Here is a 16,603-nt window from a genome sequence, read left to right on the forward strand (position 1 = left end):
AAAACTTTATATAATAACCATCTGTTTCTTATAAAAAGAACTTTAAACTAGTTAATTTTAAAATTATATTCAAAAAATATTTAAATTAGCCAAAATTTACTAATTCATGAAAAAAATTACCCTTTTTGCATTTTTAATTTTCTTTACAATTACTCATGCTCAGTTAAAACCAAAAACAACTTTTGGTAAAACGATTCAAGGCAACACTGAGTCAGGTGCGCCTATTCAGAGATGTTATACCACCGAAAATGAAGAATTACTTCGTGCTCAGAATCCGGACATGCCATCAAAAAAAGAATTCAATGATTTTATTAATAATAGAATCCAAGAAGAATTATTAAAGAAAGGCAACTTGTCAAATAGTACACAAAACACTTCGGTAGTTGTAACTATCCCTGTAGTGGTTCACGTAATACACAACGGTGATGCTTATGGAACCAATGAAAATATTCACGATCTTCAAGTGCAATCGCAAATTACTGTGTTAAATCAAGATTTCAGAAAACTTTTAGGTACTCCAGGCTACAATACCAATCCGGTGGGTGCTGATGTTGAAATCGAGTTTTGTTTAGCTCAACGAACACCGGATAATCTTCCAACAAATGGTATCAATCGTGTAAATTTAGGTGTTGCTAGTTATAACACAACTTCTATAAACAACAATGTGAAACCTCAAACACAATGGGATCCTAATAAGTACCTCAACATATGGAGTGTAAATATAGCAGGTGGCATTTTAGGTTATGCACAGTTTCCTAGTAGCTCCACCTCACCTACTATTGCTCAAACGGATGGTGTGGTTATTGGTTATAATTCTTTTGGTTCTTCAGCCATTTATCCGGCGGGAACTTATAGTGCACCCTATGACAGAGGAAGAACCGCTACGCATGAAGTAGGTCACTTTTTAGGATTGTACCACATCTGGGGAGACAATACTAGTTGTGTTGTAGATGCTAACGATAGTCAACAAGATTTTTGTTTAGACACTCCTGCTGCTGCAAACCCAAATTACGGCTGCCCTATAAATATAGATAGTTGTCCTACTCCCGCAGGCATTCCGGATATGGTTCAAAATTATATGGATTATACCAATGATACTTGTATGAACATCTTTACCCAAAATCAAAAAACAAGAATGTTAGCCGTATTAAATTCCTTCCCACGACGACTTCAACTACTTACTTCTAACGGTTGCCAACCGCTGGAAACATTTGGTTTAGATGGAAATATTGGCATTACCAACTTAAATGTAAGTCCTTGTGGCACAACTTTATCTCCTGTACTAAGTTTTGAAAACGTTGGAACAACCACCTTAACTTCTGCTGTAATTAGTTACAACATTGATGGCAACAACCCTCAAACAATATCTTGGTCAGGTACTTTGACAACCGGTCAAAGTGCAACAATAAATGTTGGATCCTTAAGCACAACAAGTGGTCCTCATACATTTAATGTAAGTATTGTATCCGTAAACGGTCAAACAGACCAAAATACATTTAATAATACCAAAAACCAAGCATTTACAACTGTAACTAATTTTGCTTCTAACTTAGTCAATTTTAGATTACAATTAGACTTTTATGGTGAAGAAACAACGTGGAATCTAAAAAACTCCGCCGGAACTACACTTTACAGCGGTGGTAATTATCCTGTTACAACACCTAGTAATGCTACAGTAGGAGTTATGGGAGCATTAATACAAGCTTCATGGAATCTACCAAGTAACGATTGTTATACTTTTACTATTAATGATTCCTATGGTGACGGTATCTGTTGCCAATTTGGTGCAGGCTATTACGATATCAAAACACCTACCAATGAGGTAATAATAAGTGGGGGTACATTTACAGATACCGAATCAAAAACATTTGCGATCAACTTGCTAAGCGTTGGCGAAGTAACCGCTTTTGATGAAATGTATGTATATCCAAACCCAACAAATGATTTGTTAAACGTATTTGTTTCTAACGAAATTGGTCTTCCGGAATCGTATGTCATTTATAATGCCTTGGGTCAAGTTATTGTAAATAAATCCATTCATTCTGCTGTTGATTTAAGCATTAATACTGCTAATTATAGCAATGGAGTATATTTCATTAAGCTGACAAAAGAAAATCAAAGCAAAACGCTTCGTTTTATTAAAAATTAATAAAGCCTTCTTTATAATTAAAAAGGGATTGATTCATTCAATCCCTTTTTTTTTAGACTTGCAAATACTAAATTTGTATGCACTAATAAACAGCTCTTGAAAATATATCATTCCATAAAAGATTTTAAACCTACTTCTCAAACCATTGTAACTTTAGGCACGTTTGATGGTGTTCATATAGGTCATAAAAAAATTATTGAACGCCTCGTTTCAAATGCAGCCGCAAATGGCGGCGAAACAGTAATTTTAACCTTTTTCCCGCATCCGCGAATGATTCTTCAAGATGGTTCCGACATTAAATTATTGAATACTATTGACGAAAAATCCATGCTTCTGGATCAGTGCGGTATAGACCATTTAATAATTCATCCGTTTGACCAAGAATTTTCTCGACTAACAGCCGAAGAATTTGTGCAGGAAATTTTAGTCAACCAATTTCAATTAAAAAAAATTATCATTGGTCACGATCACCGCTTCGGGAGAAACAGAACCGCCAATATAGACGACTTGATAAATTTTGGAAATCAATTCTCGTTTGAAGTAGAACAAATTTCAGCACAGGAAATTGACGAAGTTTCCGTGAGCTCTACAAAAATCAGAAATGCTCTCTTTGAAGGCAACTGCCAATTAGCCAACGAATATTTGGGTTATCCCTATATTTTGTCCGGCACTGTTGAAAAAGGTAAAAGCATCGGTAGAACCATTAATTTTCCGACTGCAAATTTACACATCAAAGAATCATACAAATTAATTCCTAAAAATGGTGTCTACATAGTTTCGTCCCTACTCAACAACAAAACGGTTTTTGGGATGATGAATATTGGATTTAATCCAACTGTTAACGGAGAAAAACAATCCATAGAAATTCATTTTTTTAATTGGAATGCTGATTTATACAACCAAAAAATTCAAGTAAATGTTTTGGAACGCATCCGAGAGGAACAGAAATTTGATTCCATTGATGACTTAAAGATTCAATTACAACAAGATCAAAACAAGTCGCTCCAAATGATTGAAAAATTCAACAGATGAATAAACTGTGGCAACCCATTGACAACGCTCCACTACTTGTGTTCAGAATCTTTTTTGGATTCCTAATTGCCGCAGAATCGTTTGGAGCAATACTCACAGGATGGGTTCGAAACGTTTTAATTAAACCCGAATTTACTTTTTCTCATATCGGTTTTGAATGGCTGCAACCGCTACCCGGCTATGGTATGTATGCCTATTTTGCCCTAATGGGAAGTATGGGAATTGCTGTCATGTTGGGTTACAAATACCGATGGAGTTTAGGCATTTTTACTTTACTGTGGACGGGTGTTTATCTCATGCAAAAAGAAGCCTATAACAACCATTATTATTTGTTGATTTTGGTTTGTATTATCATGCTTTTCATGCCGGCAAATAGAGCCGTTTCAATCGATGCCAAACAAAATCCGACGATTAAAACGAATTACATGCCAAAATTCGTTTTGATAATAATGATAGCCCAAATGACCATTGTATATGGTTTTGCTACTATCGCCAAGTTTTATCCCGATTGGTTGGATGGTACATTTACACGTAGCTTGTTTCAACCGCATACAAATTTCCCCGTTATTGGTACTGTTTTTTCCACAAAATGGTTCCCCCTGTTCATAGCCTACTCAGGAATTGTATTTGATGGCTTGATTATTCCGGCGTTACTTTGGAAAAAAACAAGAACCATCGCTTTTATCGCATCACTGATTTTTCACCTCTTTAATTCGGTTACACTTCAAATCGGGATCTTTCCGTTTTTTGCACTAAGCTTTGTTGTGTTCTTCTATCCTCCTGAAAAAATTAGAAAACTGTTTTTCAGAAACCAAATTGAACTTCCAGATACCACTCTAAATTTAAAGCCGGCAAAACTAATTTTACTTTTCTTTATTGTTTTTTTCAGCATACAACTTTTGTTACCCATACGCCATTGGTTCATCAAAGGAGATGTGTTGTGGACAGAAGAGGGCCATCGTTTGAGTTGGCGAATGATGTTAAGACAGCGAAACGGTTTTATCACCTACCGAGTTGTTGACAAACAAACCAAAGAACAATGGACATACTCGCTTCAGGATAAAGCATCTTTTAAGCAATTTAACATGTTGAATAAACCCGATGGGATTTGGCAATTTGCTCAACGTATAAAAAAAGAATACCAAGAACAAGGAAAAGACGTTTCCATATTTATTGATTCCAGAGTGAGTGTCAACAACAAACCCTACCTTATGTTTGTTGACCCCGCAGTTGATTTTGCTCAAGCAAAATGGAATTATTTTTCACATAACAACTGGATCATTCTCTATGATTCTCAAGGTCATCCAATCGAAAAGTAAGGAAGTAAACACCACTTGTGAATATCTTCTCGGCTTTCAATCAAAATGCTTTGTCTAAAATATGTATTTTTGATTATCTAAAATTTGAATATGACACCATCCAGAAACAATTGGACTAAAGAAGAAATTATGGCTATTTATCAAAAGCCAATGATGGATTTATTATATGAAGCAGCAACCATTCACAGAGAACGTCACGACCCAAATGTAGTTCAGGTTTCCACTTTACTTTCTATCAAGACAGGAGGATGTCCGGAAGATTGTGGCTATTGCCCGCAAGCCGCACGATACCACACCAATGTAGAAGGTAACGACTTAATGTCGGTGCAACAAGTAAAAGCTCAAGCTCTTCGGGCAAAGTCTTCGGGTTCTTCTCGTGTTTGTATGGGTGCCGCTTGGCGAAATGTAAAAGACGGCCCTGAGTTTGACCAAGTTTTGGAAATGGTGCGAACGCTTAACAAGTTAGACATGGAAGTATGCTGTACTTTGGGTATGCTTACCGAAAATCAAGCCTTACGATTGGCAGAAGCCGGTTTGTATGCCTACAACCACAACTTAGATTCTTCTGAAGAATATTATAAAGAAGTCATTTCAACCCGAGCCTTTGATGACCGTTTGAAAACCATAGAAAATGTAAGAAAAACAAATGTCACCGTTTGTAGTGGTGGTATTATTGGAATGGGTGAAAGCCTGGAAGACAGAGCCGGAATGTTAGTGGCTCTTTCTACCTTAAACCCACAACCGGAATCGGTGCCAATCAACGCATTGGTTGCCGTGGAAGGCACACCACTTGAAGACCAAAAACCAATTGAAATTTGGGAGATGATTCGCATGGTGGCTACTACACGAATTGTAATGCCGGAAACACAAGTGCGGCTTTCAGCAGGAAGAACAGAAATGAGTCGTGAAGGACAAGCATTATGCTTTTTTGCCGGAGCCAATTCCATTTTTGCCGGCGATAAATTGTTAACCACACCAAATCCTGATGTAAACGACGATATGAAAATGTTTGACCTTTTAGGCTTAGTTCCACAAAAACCCTTCGTAAAAATGGAACAACCCAAAACAGTGGAAGCCGAAGACTCACAATGGCAGGCACTAGGCGAAAAACCAAAATGGTCCAGACCCGGTCACACTATCGAACGCAACAAAGAAGCGTCGCTTAAAAAATAAATACCCAATCCTTCTTGAAAGTCAAGAAGGATTTTTTTTAATTTAAAATAATGGAATATGAAATCAAAATCACTTCTAGTAGGTTTACTCCTGTTGTTTCTATGTTCGACATGTTCGACTAACGACCAACAAAAAGAAAACGAAAGAGCCGTTATTGCCTTTCAAGACAGTTTTATCAAACTATTTCAGGATAAAGATGTCCCAAAATTAGTTAACCGTTTTACAAAAGACGGTAGTCTTAAAGTCCCCAACAATCCGATTCTAATGGGACATGAAGCTTTAACCGGTAATTACACTTTTGTTACGAGCATGGAAAACTTTTCTCTACAGTTAAAATTAATCAGCATTTCTGTTGCCAAAGCAGGCGACATGGCCTATACTTTAAATGACTATGAAGTGGGTTTTGACACCCCAAACGGTCCATTTTCAGAAAAGGGAAAATCACTAATTGTTTATGAGAAAATCAATGGGGAATGGAAAATTGCACACGAAAATTTAAGCAACAGTTCATCGCTATGACGAAGAACTAGATTCTTAAAATTTTTAACACTACTAGCGTAGTTTTATTAAAAAAACGTTTAGTAATTTTGTTTGAGTTATGTAACATCCTCATAATAAAATTAGTGGTTATAATTATGTCATTACATCTTATTGAAATTGAACGCGTAAAAACCATCTCTAAAGCTGATTTTTATAACAACTATGTAAAAAAACAAAAACCAGTGGTTGTTGAGCAATTGACAGCAGATTGGCCGGCTTATTCAAAATGGCACTTGGAGTATATCAAGCAAGTTGCCGGTGACAAAATCGTTCCGTTATATGACGACCGACCAGTTTCGCACAAAGACGGATTCAATGCCGCTCATGCTGAAATGAAAATGGCCGATTATGTTGACTTACTCCTTTCAAAACCTACCAACTACAGAATATTTCTTTACAATTTGATGAAAGAAGTGCCTATTTTAAAAGAGGATTTTAAATGGCCTGACATTGGTTTGCGATTGGTCAAACAATTACCCATGCTTTTTTTTGGTGGTGAAAACGCCAAGGTTTTTATGCATTATGACATTGATTATTCCAACATACTCCACTTCCATTTTCATGGAAAAAAACGTTGCGTGCTTTTTCCTCCTGATCAAACACCCTATTTATACAAAGTGCCTCATGCCTTAATTTCGAGAGAAGACATTGATTTTGACCATCCGGATTATCAAAAATGGCCCGCTCTTAAAAATGCAAAAGGTTTTGTTTGTGAATTAAATCACGGTGAAATGCTCTACATGCCCGAAGGGTACTGGCATTACATGACCTATCTCACTCCGGGATTTTCTATGAGTTTGCGTGCCTTTCCAAGAAAATTATCCAATCTGTTTAGTGCGGCTTACAATGTTTTTATCATGCGGCATTATGACAATTTTATGCGAAGACAAAAAGGTCAGGCTTGGATTGACTATAAAAATGAGGAAGCCGTAAAACGCACGCATAAAAAGTTGGGAATTTTATAAAAAAATCGTTTGTTCTAAAACAATAGAACAAACGCTTCTTATCATAAATTATAGTAATTTGAAATTCCAAAAACAGTGAGACTTTTACACCGTTAAGCAGTTTACCTTTAAACTCTTAAACAATTTAAACCCCTAAAACCTAACCTTCCTAGTCTCAACCTGTCCATTACCCAACGTAATCGTAACCAACAACACCTGTTCTGTCGGTTTTAAAGCAATCACATGTTGCGAAGCGGCAATATTTTTAGCTTCATACAAACGGCGGCCCAACAAGTCGTGAACTACAACAGTGGCTAAAAATTCTTCTGAGGAAACCACTGTCATCAAATCATTACCATACACCCAAACAGATTTGGAAGGTACACTTACGTCATCAATACCTAAAGTTACATTGGTATAACGAATTTGGAAACGCGTGGGAAACGTTCCGGCAGCGGATGTAAACGTATAAGGAGTGGTTTTCAAATTATGAATCACACCTGTTGTAAAATCTTCAATATAGATAGCTTGGTCTGCAGCAAACAAGCCATCCAATTCATCAATAGCGATGGTATAGGTTCCGGCTGTGGTGATGCGAAGTCCTAAGGGAACCACATCAGACGTTTCAAACGGCAAGGCTTTACCTTGAATGGACAGCGATTTGCCCTCCACAATACTGTATAAATTCACCGGATTATTCACAACCGAAAATCCATCATAGGCCGAATCAATGCCGTTGGTGGCTCCAGCAAGATAACCCACTAACATTTGGTTAAAATGACCGTTAGTACTGGTCAAGTTCAACCAATAACGGTGTTTCGTCACTGCACTTTCCTGAGTCACCTCTGGTTGTGCCATTCTAAAAAACTGAGTATTGGGCGTAATCAAACGTTGGGAATTTCTAAAAGTGACAACAGCATTATTCGCCAAAGCCCTGACAAAAAATCCTTGACCGGCTACTATTTGTCCGTCGGGTTTTAGAGCCGTGTTTGCAGGCGAATCATTGGTTGCGTTTGTTCCAACACCTCCTGTTAAATTCCACTTGGCATAATCACCAGTGGAATAATTCCCAATTCCGGGATAGGGAGTAACAGAAGTCCAATAATAAATGGTACCGGCAATAGCACCACTATTTTGGGTTAAAAAACTTTCAGCACTGATAGCACTTGGATACGGATTGCCTAATAAATTGTAATTCTCAAAATTAGTATCTACGTCATCCATCCAAGCCACATTAACTGGTACTAAACCATTATTAGGTGTCCCCTCAAAAGTATAAGAAAGGGTACGATCAAGCTGAGCCAAATCATTAAATGGGTGTACATTTCTAACCCTTGTAATAAAACCATGTCCCGGTGTTATCACATCCAACACATACCAGTTAGCCCCAACACCGGGCATCCATCTGTATCTTTTATCAAAATTATAGGGGATTTGACTCATCAAGCTTTCTTGAATCGGCGAACCCCAATACACATAATCCCAACGGTACATGTTGCGGGTGGTGCGAGTCATTTTTATGGCTCCTGAATTGATGGCAAAATCATTATGTTGTTTTAAACTTGCTGAATTGGCAATGTTTAATGTGCCTGAATTGGTAACACCATTGTAAATATCAAAATAATCTTCACTAGCAATATTAACCACTTTTCCAGAATTGATGTGACAGGAACACGCCGTTACATCACCGTTCAAAGCAGTATCATAATCCGCATCAAAAATCACATTAGTAGTAAAACTTGGCGTTATGCCTGAAGTCCAAGTTGTGCCATTCCATGTTATCGTTTGTGGCTCGCGTATTTGAACTGCATTGGACGCTTTAAAACAAGTAGCGGTGTTTTCTCTAACTTGACAATAATATTGATATCCTTCTAAACCGGTAATGTCAGATATTGCCAATACATTGGTGGTTACTCCAGAATAAACACCACCGTTAGTTAACGCGATCCAAGTGAGTTGATTTGGCAATGCAACAAACCATTGGTAAACTAAGGGATTTCCTCCGGTAAAACCTTCTGTTCCTTCTACTGTTAAAACTGTTGAAAGACAACTGGGTGTAAAAACTGGGTGAGTAGTAATGGAAGGTGGATTACCTGCTAAAAAACTATAACTTCCTATATCTGAATAATCATTAGTATAACAAGAAGTTTGTCCTGAGCCTTCCCAATCTATAATATCCCAATCGGAATTACTATAGTTTACATTAGGTGCAACTACTGTATTCTTTCTTCTAAAATTAGCACCCCGTCCATCTAAATTTAATGAAATAGCCCAGCTTTGATTTTGATAAACTCCCCAACTGTCAATTTTTATTTCACCTTTAAATAAAGCAATATGATCATGTCCCAAAGTATTATTACCACTATCGGCAAAATTTGGTCCTTGTGCTGTAGAAGTTTGATTTGCTAATTGTCCATTACCTCCGGTTATTGTACATGTATTACTAGGTGTAGCAGAGGCCACAACTCCAACTGCAAATACATATACTTCTCCCGGATTAAGTAGGTAATCATTTAATGTATGTATGTTTTGTGAAGTAGCATTTCCATTAAAAAACATTCGTATGCTATATTGATTTAATTGAATTGGATTCGCTGTGGGATTATAAATTTCGATGTAAGTTAATGAGCCGGTGGTTGCATCTGTAACTTCACTGATAAAAAGCTCTGTTCCCGAAGCACCTCCTTGACAACCTGATGTAAAACTATTAATAACTGTAAAAGGAGTTGAAACGGAACAGCCTTGTAAATTCGTTGTTGTAATTGTTCCTGTGGTGGCTCCTGTCGGTACAATTGCCTTTAGTAGCGTAGTTGAAACCTGTGTTACAGCCATTGCGGGAATACCGTTAAAAGTAACTGTTGCCCCATCTAAGTTATTTATATTTGCTGTTATGGTTACTTCTGTACCCACTGGTCCCGAGGTGGGGCTGATTGTATTTGATGCATTACAATTTCCGGTACCTTGTATTCCAAAAGTATATGGTGATTCATTCACATCATTATTTGCAATTATCACTTGTGCAGTTAATACCCCTGAAATCGTTGGAGCGAAGGTAACAGTAAATGGTACAAAACTACCGGGTGCAATTGCAAAAGGTGTCACTGCATTCACACTAAAATCTTCGGGATTTAAACCGCCCAAGGTTATAGAGGACACATTTAAATCGGCGGTTCCGATATTGACAATTTTATATGTTTTTGTACCTGAGCCACCAATGTTTTGTGCTCCAAAAATCGTATCGAATCCCGGACTGGGTGCTGAACCGTTTGGAATTTCAGCATTCGTTGAACGTTCAACTCGTATTTCAGGGGTTCGAAGTCCGCCAGCGATATGGTTAATTACTGGCAATTCTGTCAAGCCATTCATCGTTAAAGTGTTACCGCCAAGAAGACTGGTCCCCGAAACGGACCACACGGAACCGTCCCATTGTTGAGAGGAACTATTAGATTCTATGCCATTGATGTCGAATGGCAAATAAGTCCCTGTAAAATTATAAATCGGATTTGTAAAAGTGCCACTACGAGTCACTGCCCAATATCGGGATATAAAATCAGTAGTTGAATCCATATTAGGATGCTTCAAATCTCTAACCGAAACAGTTATTGAAGAGCCACCAAAACTACCGCCTGTAAAATTTATGGTAGCCGGCGAATAATTAGATCCATCTGCCGAACTAAAATCATCGCCTATCGGAAAGGTAAAATTCAAGGATGCATCGCTGATGTTTTTCTGAATTCTACCTCCTAAATCAAAATCAGCAATAATGTAATTAGACGAATTATTTCCAACAACTGAACCATTTAAGGTAAAAATCATGGTTTGGTTATTCAATTGAACCAAACCATTTGTAAGTGATAAAACACCGTTAATGGAAAGTGTAGTTCCCAGTTCAAATCCAACTGCAGCAGCTTGACGGTTTAATGTCAAATTTGCTAAAATTTGCTGTCCTGTTGTAAAACGTAATGTGCCTATACTTCCCGTTCCCAACAATGTCATATTTGAAGTGGTTGTCCCTCTGAATGTTCCCAATCCAGCTATTGTGTTGGCTACACCAGTAGTTCCAATTGTTAAGGTTTGATTGTTAAGATTTAGTATGTCAGCTGCACTTGAAAAGCTAATTGCATTCCCTGCTGCCGGGGCAGAAACCGTTAAATTATTCAACAATTGTACTGTTGTACTTCCTGAATCGGGATTAAAAACTACATAAGGAATTGTTAATGGCGTGACAGAGGAAACGGTTTGCGTACCATTTCTTGTGAAGAAAATCGCCCTATTGTTCCCATTGAATGTTCCTGCACCTGTTTGTGTAAAATTTCCTCCCAGACGTAAATCATCTCCAACACTATTTCCCAAACTAAAATTCCCCGCATTATTAATGTTTCCTGCTACGGTTAATGTTCCTCCCGAAGCTCCGCCACCAAAATCCATATAAAAATTGGAACCTGCGTCTATAGTTAAATTACCATGAATGGCTTTTGCCAAAGGAGTTCCGTTATTGTAATTTAAAGTGGTGGTGTTGGAAAGTTGGACATTATTTGGATAACCGGGGGTGGTACCTATTGTGCCTACTCCCGTAGCTTGCCACTCATTTCCACGTCCAAATGTTGCTCCCGAGTTATAAATTAAAGTAGCTTCAGCACCAAATATCGGGGAACTAGTAAAGAATCCCCCTGCATTTATTCTACACGTCCCATTTAATGTTAAAGTTGATGTGTTTAAAGTAACACCTCCGTTAGATACATTTAAAGTTCCATTAATTATTCGATTCGCAGAAGTTAAAGTAAACCCTCCACTAGTTACATTTACATTAAAAGGTCCGTTGGTAGTGGGCCAATAAACATGATTATTAGCTACTCCGTAGCTTGGCACTACATTAAATGTAAGTGTGCCTGTGGACCCACTATAGATGAAGTTGTTTCCATCGGCAAAACTTCCGTTTTGTAGTTCAAAGGTACCGTTTACTGTAGTTGTGCCACTATTTGTATAAGTAGCACCATTCATTGCTAATGATGCCCCGGCATTTATAGTGGTTTGCGTTCCTACATTTCGTATAATGTTAGCATTGGCAGTAACTTGATGGTTGATAATGACATTTTGTGCATCTGGGGGAACAACGCCGTCAATCCAAGTTGAACCCGTATACCAATCGCCATTTTGAGCGGTTGTGATGCCGACAGGATTGACTGTACCATCTACACTAAAATCATTACCTATTTGAAAGTTGTTTAAATAAAAATTTCCTGCTGAAGCTCCATTCCACAATACACAACGAAATGTAATGGTTGTACCAGCAGCAATATTCTGTAAAGCCGGTATTCCCGATAAATTAATAGCAAGTTGTGCATTTCCTGCTGCTGCATAATTTGTCCCCCAAGTAATTGCAGAGCCAATATTTATAAAAGCACCTGCTCCAACTTGATATTGCCATTGACCGGTTATTGGGCCGGTTTCTGAACGTCTAACATTATAGGGATTTATAGAATTTAATGAAAGTGTAAATCCGGTATTAGGAGTTACTGTAAAAGTAAAAAAATCATTCGCTGTTATTGCTGCTGCTAAAGTTGTTGAATCAAAACCATTGCCACCCCATGCATTTCCTGCAGCAGTGCCTGAAGTTGTAACGCCTGATTCTCTGGTTAAACCACCAACAGTAACATTGGTATTTGAAGTTGTAGCTGCAAAAGGAGAAGAACCGTAACTTCCCAATCCATTCATATCCCATCCCGCGATGGTAACCTGCCCCCAACCCAAAACACTTGTCAATAAAGTGAAAATTACAACTTTTATCTTCATAAAGAAAGAAATGTGTGTTAAACCGTACTTGATTTAAGGTTCTTCTGAAGATTTGGGCGAACAAATATAATACTAAAACATTTGTATACAAGCGGTTTAGGTTAAGAAATTATTAGACCTGTAGTATTGTTTACAAAGCCGGTTTGTTTGCTACCGATTACCGTTACCAATTTTTACGCAGGTGTTTGACAAATGACGTACAGGTCTGGCGAAATAATTTTGGTTGGGGTACCACAACCGTTTAGTATCCCTTCTTTATCCCTAAAGAAACCCTTCTTTATCCTCATTTGATCTACTTAAAAATTTCTTGATTTCAATCAATCTTTTCTAAATACGATTAAAATAATTTTGTCAAAAAAATAAAAGGTCTGTAACAAAGTTTAAAAATTTCAGTCTTAGTAAAAGTAAAAAAACAAACCCACAACAAGTAGTAATTTAAATCAATCAAAAAAAATGACAAAAAATCAAATCACAAGTCTAGTAGTAGTGTTGCTGACAACACTGAACGTTGCCGCTCAAAAAGTAACTTTTGGAGCTAAAGCCGGTTTGAACCTGGCTACCCTAACCGGAGATGTAGAAGATATGAAATCCCTTACCGGTTATCATGTTGGCGGTAGTGCCGAATTTAAAATAACTGAAAAGTTTTCGGTGCAACCGGAACTTTTGTATTCGTTGGAAGGCGGTAAATCTTCATTTTTTTATGAAGATGAAATTTCGCGAATTGATACGGAAGAAAAAATGAAATTGGGATACTTAAACCTTCCTATCATGGCTAAATATTATGTAGCCGATGGACTAAGCCTGGAAGCCGGTCCGCAAATAGGCTATTTACTTCATGCCAACAGTCATTATGATTATGACGTTAACATTGGTAATGAATTTGTAATCAAGGAATCCGGAAAAGAAGACATCAAAGATTTTGTTGAAAAAATAAATGTGGGTATAAACTTTGGTTTGGGTTATCAGTTGAAAAACAACTTGTTTTTCCAAGCCCGTTACCACCTTGGTTTGACAAACATCAATAAAGACTTACAAAGTGATGACTTTGAAGAGGAACCTTCGGAATCCGTTGGAAAAATTAAAAACTCGAGTTTCCAATTTAGTATTGGCTATCGCTTCTAAACCTAAAAAATAGGTTTGTTTTTTTCCGGTCTTGTACTGCTTCAGTACGGACCGGTTTTTTACTTTAAACAAATGCTTATTTTTGATAGGCTAAAGATGATAAAACAAACAATACAAGCCATTTAAGTTTTAACATATTGAAGTTATCATAAGTTAAAAATGGCTATTTTTAAAACAGAAACCATGCAACATCCAAAAGAAATTCTGACACAACTACAACTTAGTTTACCCGAAGTTTCCACTCCGGGAGGAAGTTATGTTTCCGTGAATATTCGCAAGAACATTGCTTATGTGGCCATCCAATTTCCTATAATAAACGGTGTCAATTTTTATCAAGGACGATTGGGAGAGGAACTCACTACCAAAAATGGTTATAAAGCTATGCAAATTTGTGCTTTAAACGTCTTGGCTCAAGTAGACAAAAAAATTGGTTTTGACCAATTGGTAGGACTGAATCACTTGGATATCTATTTTCAATCGGGTGACAATTGGGACGATGGACCTATGGTAGCCAATGGTGCCTCCGACTTGTTTGTAAAAGTATTGGGAGCCAAAGGCGAACATTCAAGAGCTATTTTTGGGGTACACAAATTACCCAGAAACTTTTGTGTTGGGTTGACTGCCACCTTTACAATAAAAAAATAATATCCAAGTCATAATTAGATAAAAGAAACAAGTCATTTTAAAACAAAAGGATATGGAAGCCATTATAGCCCTTTCTGAAAAAACTGTAACCTTGGAAAGAAATGAATTTCTGAAGGTAAAAGGAAGTATTGACACCAACGTGTACTATGTGGAAAACGGTAGTTTACGCATTTTCATTTTAGATGATTTTGAAGAACAAACGATACGATTTGGTTATAAAAACAATTTAATTGCTTCGCTAGACTCTTTTCTGACCGGTAAACCTTCTGATTTTTTTATTCAAGCCATTAAAAAAACGGTGGTGCAAATCATTACTAAAAAACAAATGGATCAATTTTTAAAAGAAAATGACAATGCTACGCTGTGGATTCAAATTTTACAAAACTTAGTGGTACAACAAATGGAACGCGAAGTTGATTTGTTAACCAACTCGCCCAAAGAAAGGTACCAACGAGTGCTAAAGAGAAGTCCGCAACTATTTCAGGAAATACCAAGCCGATATATCGCCAATTATTTGCGAATGAGTGCCGAAACGCTTTCACGTTTAAAAAAGTCTTGACGTCAATCAAGATTTATTCAAACTGTTTTTTTGAACTTTGCTGTAAATAATAAAATCATGGAATCAGAAAAACTGCTACAAATACTTATCGAGCAAACCCGACAAAACAGCAACCAAGTAGAACAACTGAAAAACTACGACTTGGCTACTTTAACTTGGAAAGACCAGCCCGATTCGTGGAATGTTTTGGAATGTTTGGAACATTTGAATTTGTATGGTGCTTTTTACTTACCACAAATAGAACATAAAATCAAAAATGCCACCTCACAAGGCGAACCCGAATTCAACAGTAGCTTTTTAGGTGATTACTTTGCAAAAAGCATGTTACCTAAATCGAAAATGGTTAAAATGAAAACTTTTAAAAGTAAAAATCCGATTCGTGCCCAATTAGACAAAAAGGTTATTGATATATTTTTAACACAACAACTTCAGCTAATTGATTTGTTGAACAAATCGAGAAACGTCAGCTTGAACAAGGTGAAAATTACAACTACTTTTCCCTTACTTACACTTAAATTGGGCGATACCTTTCGCTTTTTGATAAATCACAACATAAGGCATTTACATCAAGTGGATGGGGTTTTGTCTAAAATGAAAATAAATAAGCGGTAACCATGCGTGCTAGTGAATAGTTGAAGTAGTTATTTAGTTACGGAATTTTGTTAAATAACCTATTACTATTCTATTTCAAAATCAATTTGATTCCATTTGCAGGACTATTTGATTTTTAAATAGGGCATAAATATCAATACTTATAAATTTTCCATCTTTTATTTCATAGTCTTTCATTGTTCCTTCGTGGTTGAACATCAATTTTTGCAGGGCCTTTTTGCAGTTCCAATTTTCGGTTTCTACAAGTGCTTCTATTCGGTGTAGGTCTAAGTGATTAAAACCATACCTGCAGAGTAGCGGGAGGATTTGGCTCATGATGCCTTGTCCCCAAAAATCTTTCAGTAGCCAAAATCCAATTTCTGCTTTTTTATGTTCTTTACTGCGATTGTTAAATCCGCCACCACCATAAAAAGTTTGGTTGTCTAACGAACAAATGGCCCACCATATTCCGGTTTCATTTTCTTCTAAATCGGTAAAGAACTGCAACTGCTCTTTTGTTTCTTCGAGAGTACTAAAACTTATACCGTAGTATTTTATAACGTCCGGATCTGATAATCCATTAAAAATAGCTGCTAAGTCGCTTCCTATAAATTGTCGTAGTAAAAATTTTTCTGTTTGTAGTGTGGGGAAATTGTTGGTTGTCATTTTCTTGTTTACTAGTTTTAGGTCTAACGCTATTGTATTTACAAATCCAAATATAACAAAAGTGCGTTAG

At 37.0% G+C, this 16,603-nt stretch carries 12 protein-coding genes; 10 read left to right on the forward strand and 2 right to left on the reverse strand.

Annotation, left to right across the window (positions count from 1 at the left end; all coding sequences use genetic code 11):
* Positions 1 to 106: 106 nt before the first annotated feature.
* The 6 genes from B3L86_RS01390 to B3L86_RS01415 all read left to right on the forward strand — a co-directional run bounded on the left by B3L86_RS01390 (position 107) and on the right by B3L86_RS01415 (position 7,178).
* On the forward strand, positions 107 to 2,149 hold the full coding sequence (locus tag B3L86_RS01390; RefSeq protein WP_291114222.1) for a M43 family zinc metalloprotease: 2,043 nt from the start codon (positions 107 to 109) through the stop codon (positions 2,147 to 2,149).
* Positions 2,150 to 2,245: 96 nt separating this feature from the next.
* On the forward strand, positions 2,246 to 3,181 hold the full coding sequence (locus B3L86_RS01395) for a bifunctional riboflavin kinase/FAD synthetase (protein ID WP_291114225.1): 936 nt from the start codon (positions 2,246 to 2,248) through the stop codon (positions 3,179 to 3,181).
* Complete coding sequence (locus B3L86_RS01400) at positions 3,178 to 4,500, forward strand: HTTM domain-containing protein (protein WP_291114228.1); 1,323 nt, start codon at positions 3,178 to 3,180, stop codon at positions 4,498 to 4,500. The genes B3L86_RS01395 and B3L86_RS01400 overlap by 4 nt, the downstream gene beginning before the upstream one ends.
* A gap of 90 nt (positions 4,501 to 4,590) precedes the next feature.
* Complete coding sequence (gene bioB / locus B3L86_RS01405; protein ID WP_291114231.1) at positions 4,591 to 5,673, forward strand: biotin synthase BioB; 1,083 nt, start codon at positions 4,591 to 4,593, stop codon at positions 5,671 to 5,673.
* 57 nt (positions 5,674 to 5,730) lie between these two features.
* The gene (locus B3L86_RS01410; protein WP_291114234.1) at positions 5,731 to 6,192 is read left to right on the forward strand and encodes a YybH family protein; all 462 of its coding nucleotides are present in this window, start codon (positions 5,731 to 5,733) and stop codon (positions 6,190 to 6,192) included.
* A 116-nt stretch (positions 6,193 to 6,308) separates the two neighbouring features.
* Entirely contained in the window at positions 6,309 to 7,178 is an 870-nt protein-coding gene (locus B3L86_RS01415; RefSeq protein WP_291114237.1) for a cupin-like domain-containing protein, read from the forward strand.
* Between the two features lie 132 nt (positions 7,179 to 7,310).
* On the opposite strand, the gene B3L86_RS01420 is transcribed toward B3L86_RS01415, so the two are convergent.
* On the reverse strand, positions 7,311 to 12,950 hold the full coding sequence (locus B3L86_RS01420) for a choice-of-anchor D domain-containing protein (protein ID WP_291114239.1): 5,640 nt from the start codon (positions 12,948 to 12,950) through the stop codon (positions 7,311 to 7,313).
* A gap of 453 nt (positions 12,951 to 13,403) precedes the next feature.
* Between B3L86_RS01420 and B3L86_RS01425 the strand changes: the two genes are divergently transcribed.
* The 4 genes from B3L86_RS01425 to B3L86_RS01440 all read left to right on the forward strand — a co-directional run bounded on the left by B3L86_RS01425 (position 13,404) and on the right by B3L86_RS01440 (position 15,888).
* Entirely contained in the window at positions 13,404 to 14,072 is a 669-nt protein-coding gene (locus B3L86_RS01425) for a porin family protein (RefSeq protein WP_291114242.1), read from the forward strand.
* A 159-nt stretch (positions 14,073 to 14,231) separates the two neighbouring features.
* Positions 14,232 to 14,717, forward strand: coding sequence for a RidA family protein (locus tag B3L86_RS01430; protein ID WP_291114244.1), 486 nt, complete (start codon positions 14,232 to 14,234; stop codon positions 14,715 to 14,717).
* A 52-nt stretch (positions 14,718 to 14,769) separates the two neighbouring features.
* Positions 14,770 to 15,276 carry a Crp/Fnr family transcriptional regulator gene (locus tag B3L86_RS01435; protein ID WP_291114247.1) on the forward strand — a complete coding sequence of 169 codons (507 nt, stop codon included), beginning with the start codon at positions 14,770 to 14,772 and terminating at the stop codon, positions 15,274 to 15,276.
* 57 nt (positions 15,277 to 15,333) lie between these two features.
* Positions 15,334 to 15,888, forward strand: a complete 555-nt coding sequence (locus tag B3L86_RS01440; RefSeq protein ID WP_291114249.1) for a DinB family protein — start codon at positions 15,334 to 15,336, stop codon at positions 15,886 to 15,888.
* Positions 15,889 to 15,969: 81 nt separating this feature from the next.
* Here the strand turns inward: B3L86_RS01440 and B3L86_RS01445 are convergent, their stop codons facing one another.
* Positions 15,970 to 16,533: a GNAT family N-acetyltransferase gene (locus tag B3L86_RS01445; RefSeq protein ID WP_291114252.1), complete on the reverse strand. Its 564-nt coding sequence runs from the start codon at positions 16,531 to 16,533 to the stop codon at positions 15,970 to 15,972.
* Positions 16,534 to 16,603 lie beyond the last annotated feature (70 nt).

Origin of the sequence: Flavobacterium sp. UBA6135, assembly GCF_002428305.1 — a bacterium.
Classification (GTDB): Bacteria; Bacteroidota; Bacteroidia; order Flavobacteriales; family Flavobacteriaceae; genus Flavobacterium.

What these genes read in the sequence shown, in the direction of transcription:
- B3L86_RS01440 (WP_291114249.1), top strand. Translation starts at nt 15,334, where the DNA reads ATGGAATCAGAAAAACTGCTACAAATACTTATCGAGCAAACCCGACAA.
- B3L86_RS01430 (WP_291114244.1), top strand. Translation starts at nt 14,232, where the DNA reads ATGGCTATTTTTAAAACAGAAACCATGCAACATCCAAAAGAAATTCTG.
- B3L86_RS01390 (WP_291114222.1), top strand. Translation starts at nt 107, where the DNA reads ATGAAAAAAATTACCCTTTTTGCATTTTTAATTTTCTTTACAATTACT.
- B3L86_RS01445 (WP_291114252.1), bottom strand. Translation starts at nt 16,533, where the DNA reads ATGACAACCAACAATTTCCCCACACTACAAACAGAAAAATTTTTACTA.
- bioB (WP_291114231.1), top strand. Translation starts at nt 4,591, where the DNA reads ATGACACCATCCAGAAACAATTGGACTAAAGAAGAAATTATGGCTATT.
- B3L86_RS01420 (WP_291114239.1), bottom strand. Translation starts at nt 12,950, where the DNA reads ATGAAGATAAAAGTTGTAATTTTCACTTTATTGACAAGTGTTTTGGGT.
- B3L86_RS01400 (WP_291114228.1), top strand. Translation starts at nt 3,178, where the DNA reads ATGAATAAACTGTGGCAACCCATTGACAACGCTCCACTACTTGTGTTC.
- B3L86_RS01415 (WP_291114237.1), top strand. Translation starts at nt 6,309, where the DNA reads ATGTCATTACATCTTATTGAAATTGAACGCGTAAAAACCATCTCTAAA.
- B3L86_RS01425 (WP_291114242.1), top strand. Translation starts at nt 13,404, where the DNA reads ATGACAAAAAATCAAATCACAAGTCTAGTAGTAGTGTTGCTGACAACA.
- B3L86_RS01435 (WP_291114247.1), top strand. Translation starts at nt 14,770, where the DNA reads ATGGAAGCCATTATAGCCCTTTCTGAAAAAACTGTAACCTTGGAAAGA.
- B3L86_RS01410 (WP_291114234.1), top strand. Translation starts at nt 5,731, where the DNA reads ATGAAATCAAAATCACTTCTAGTAGGTTTACTCCTGTTGTTTCTATGT.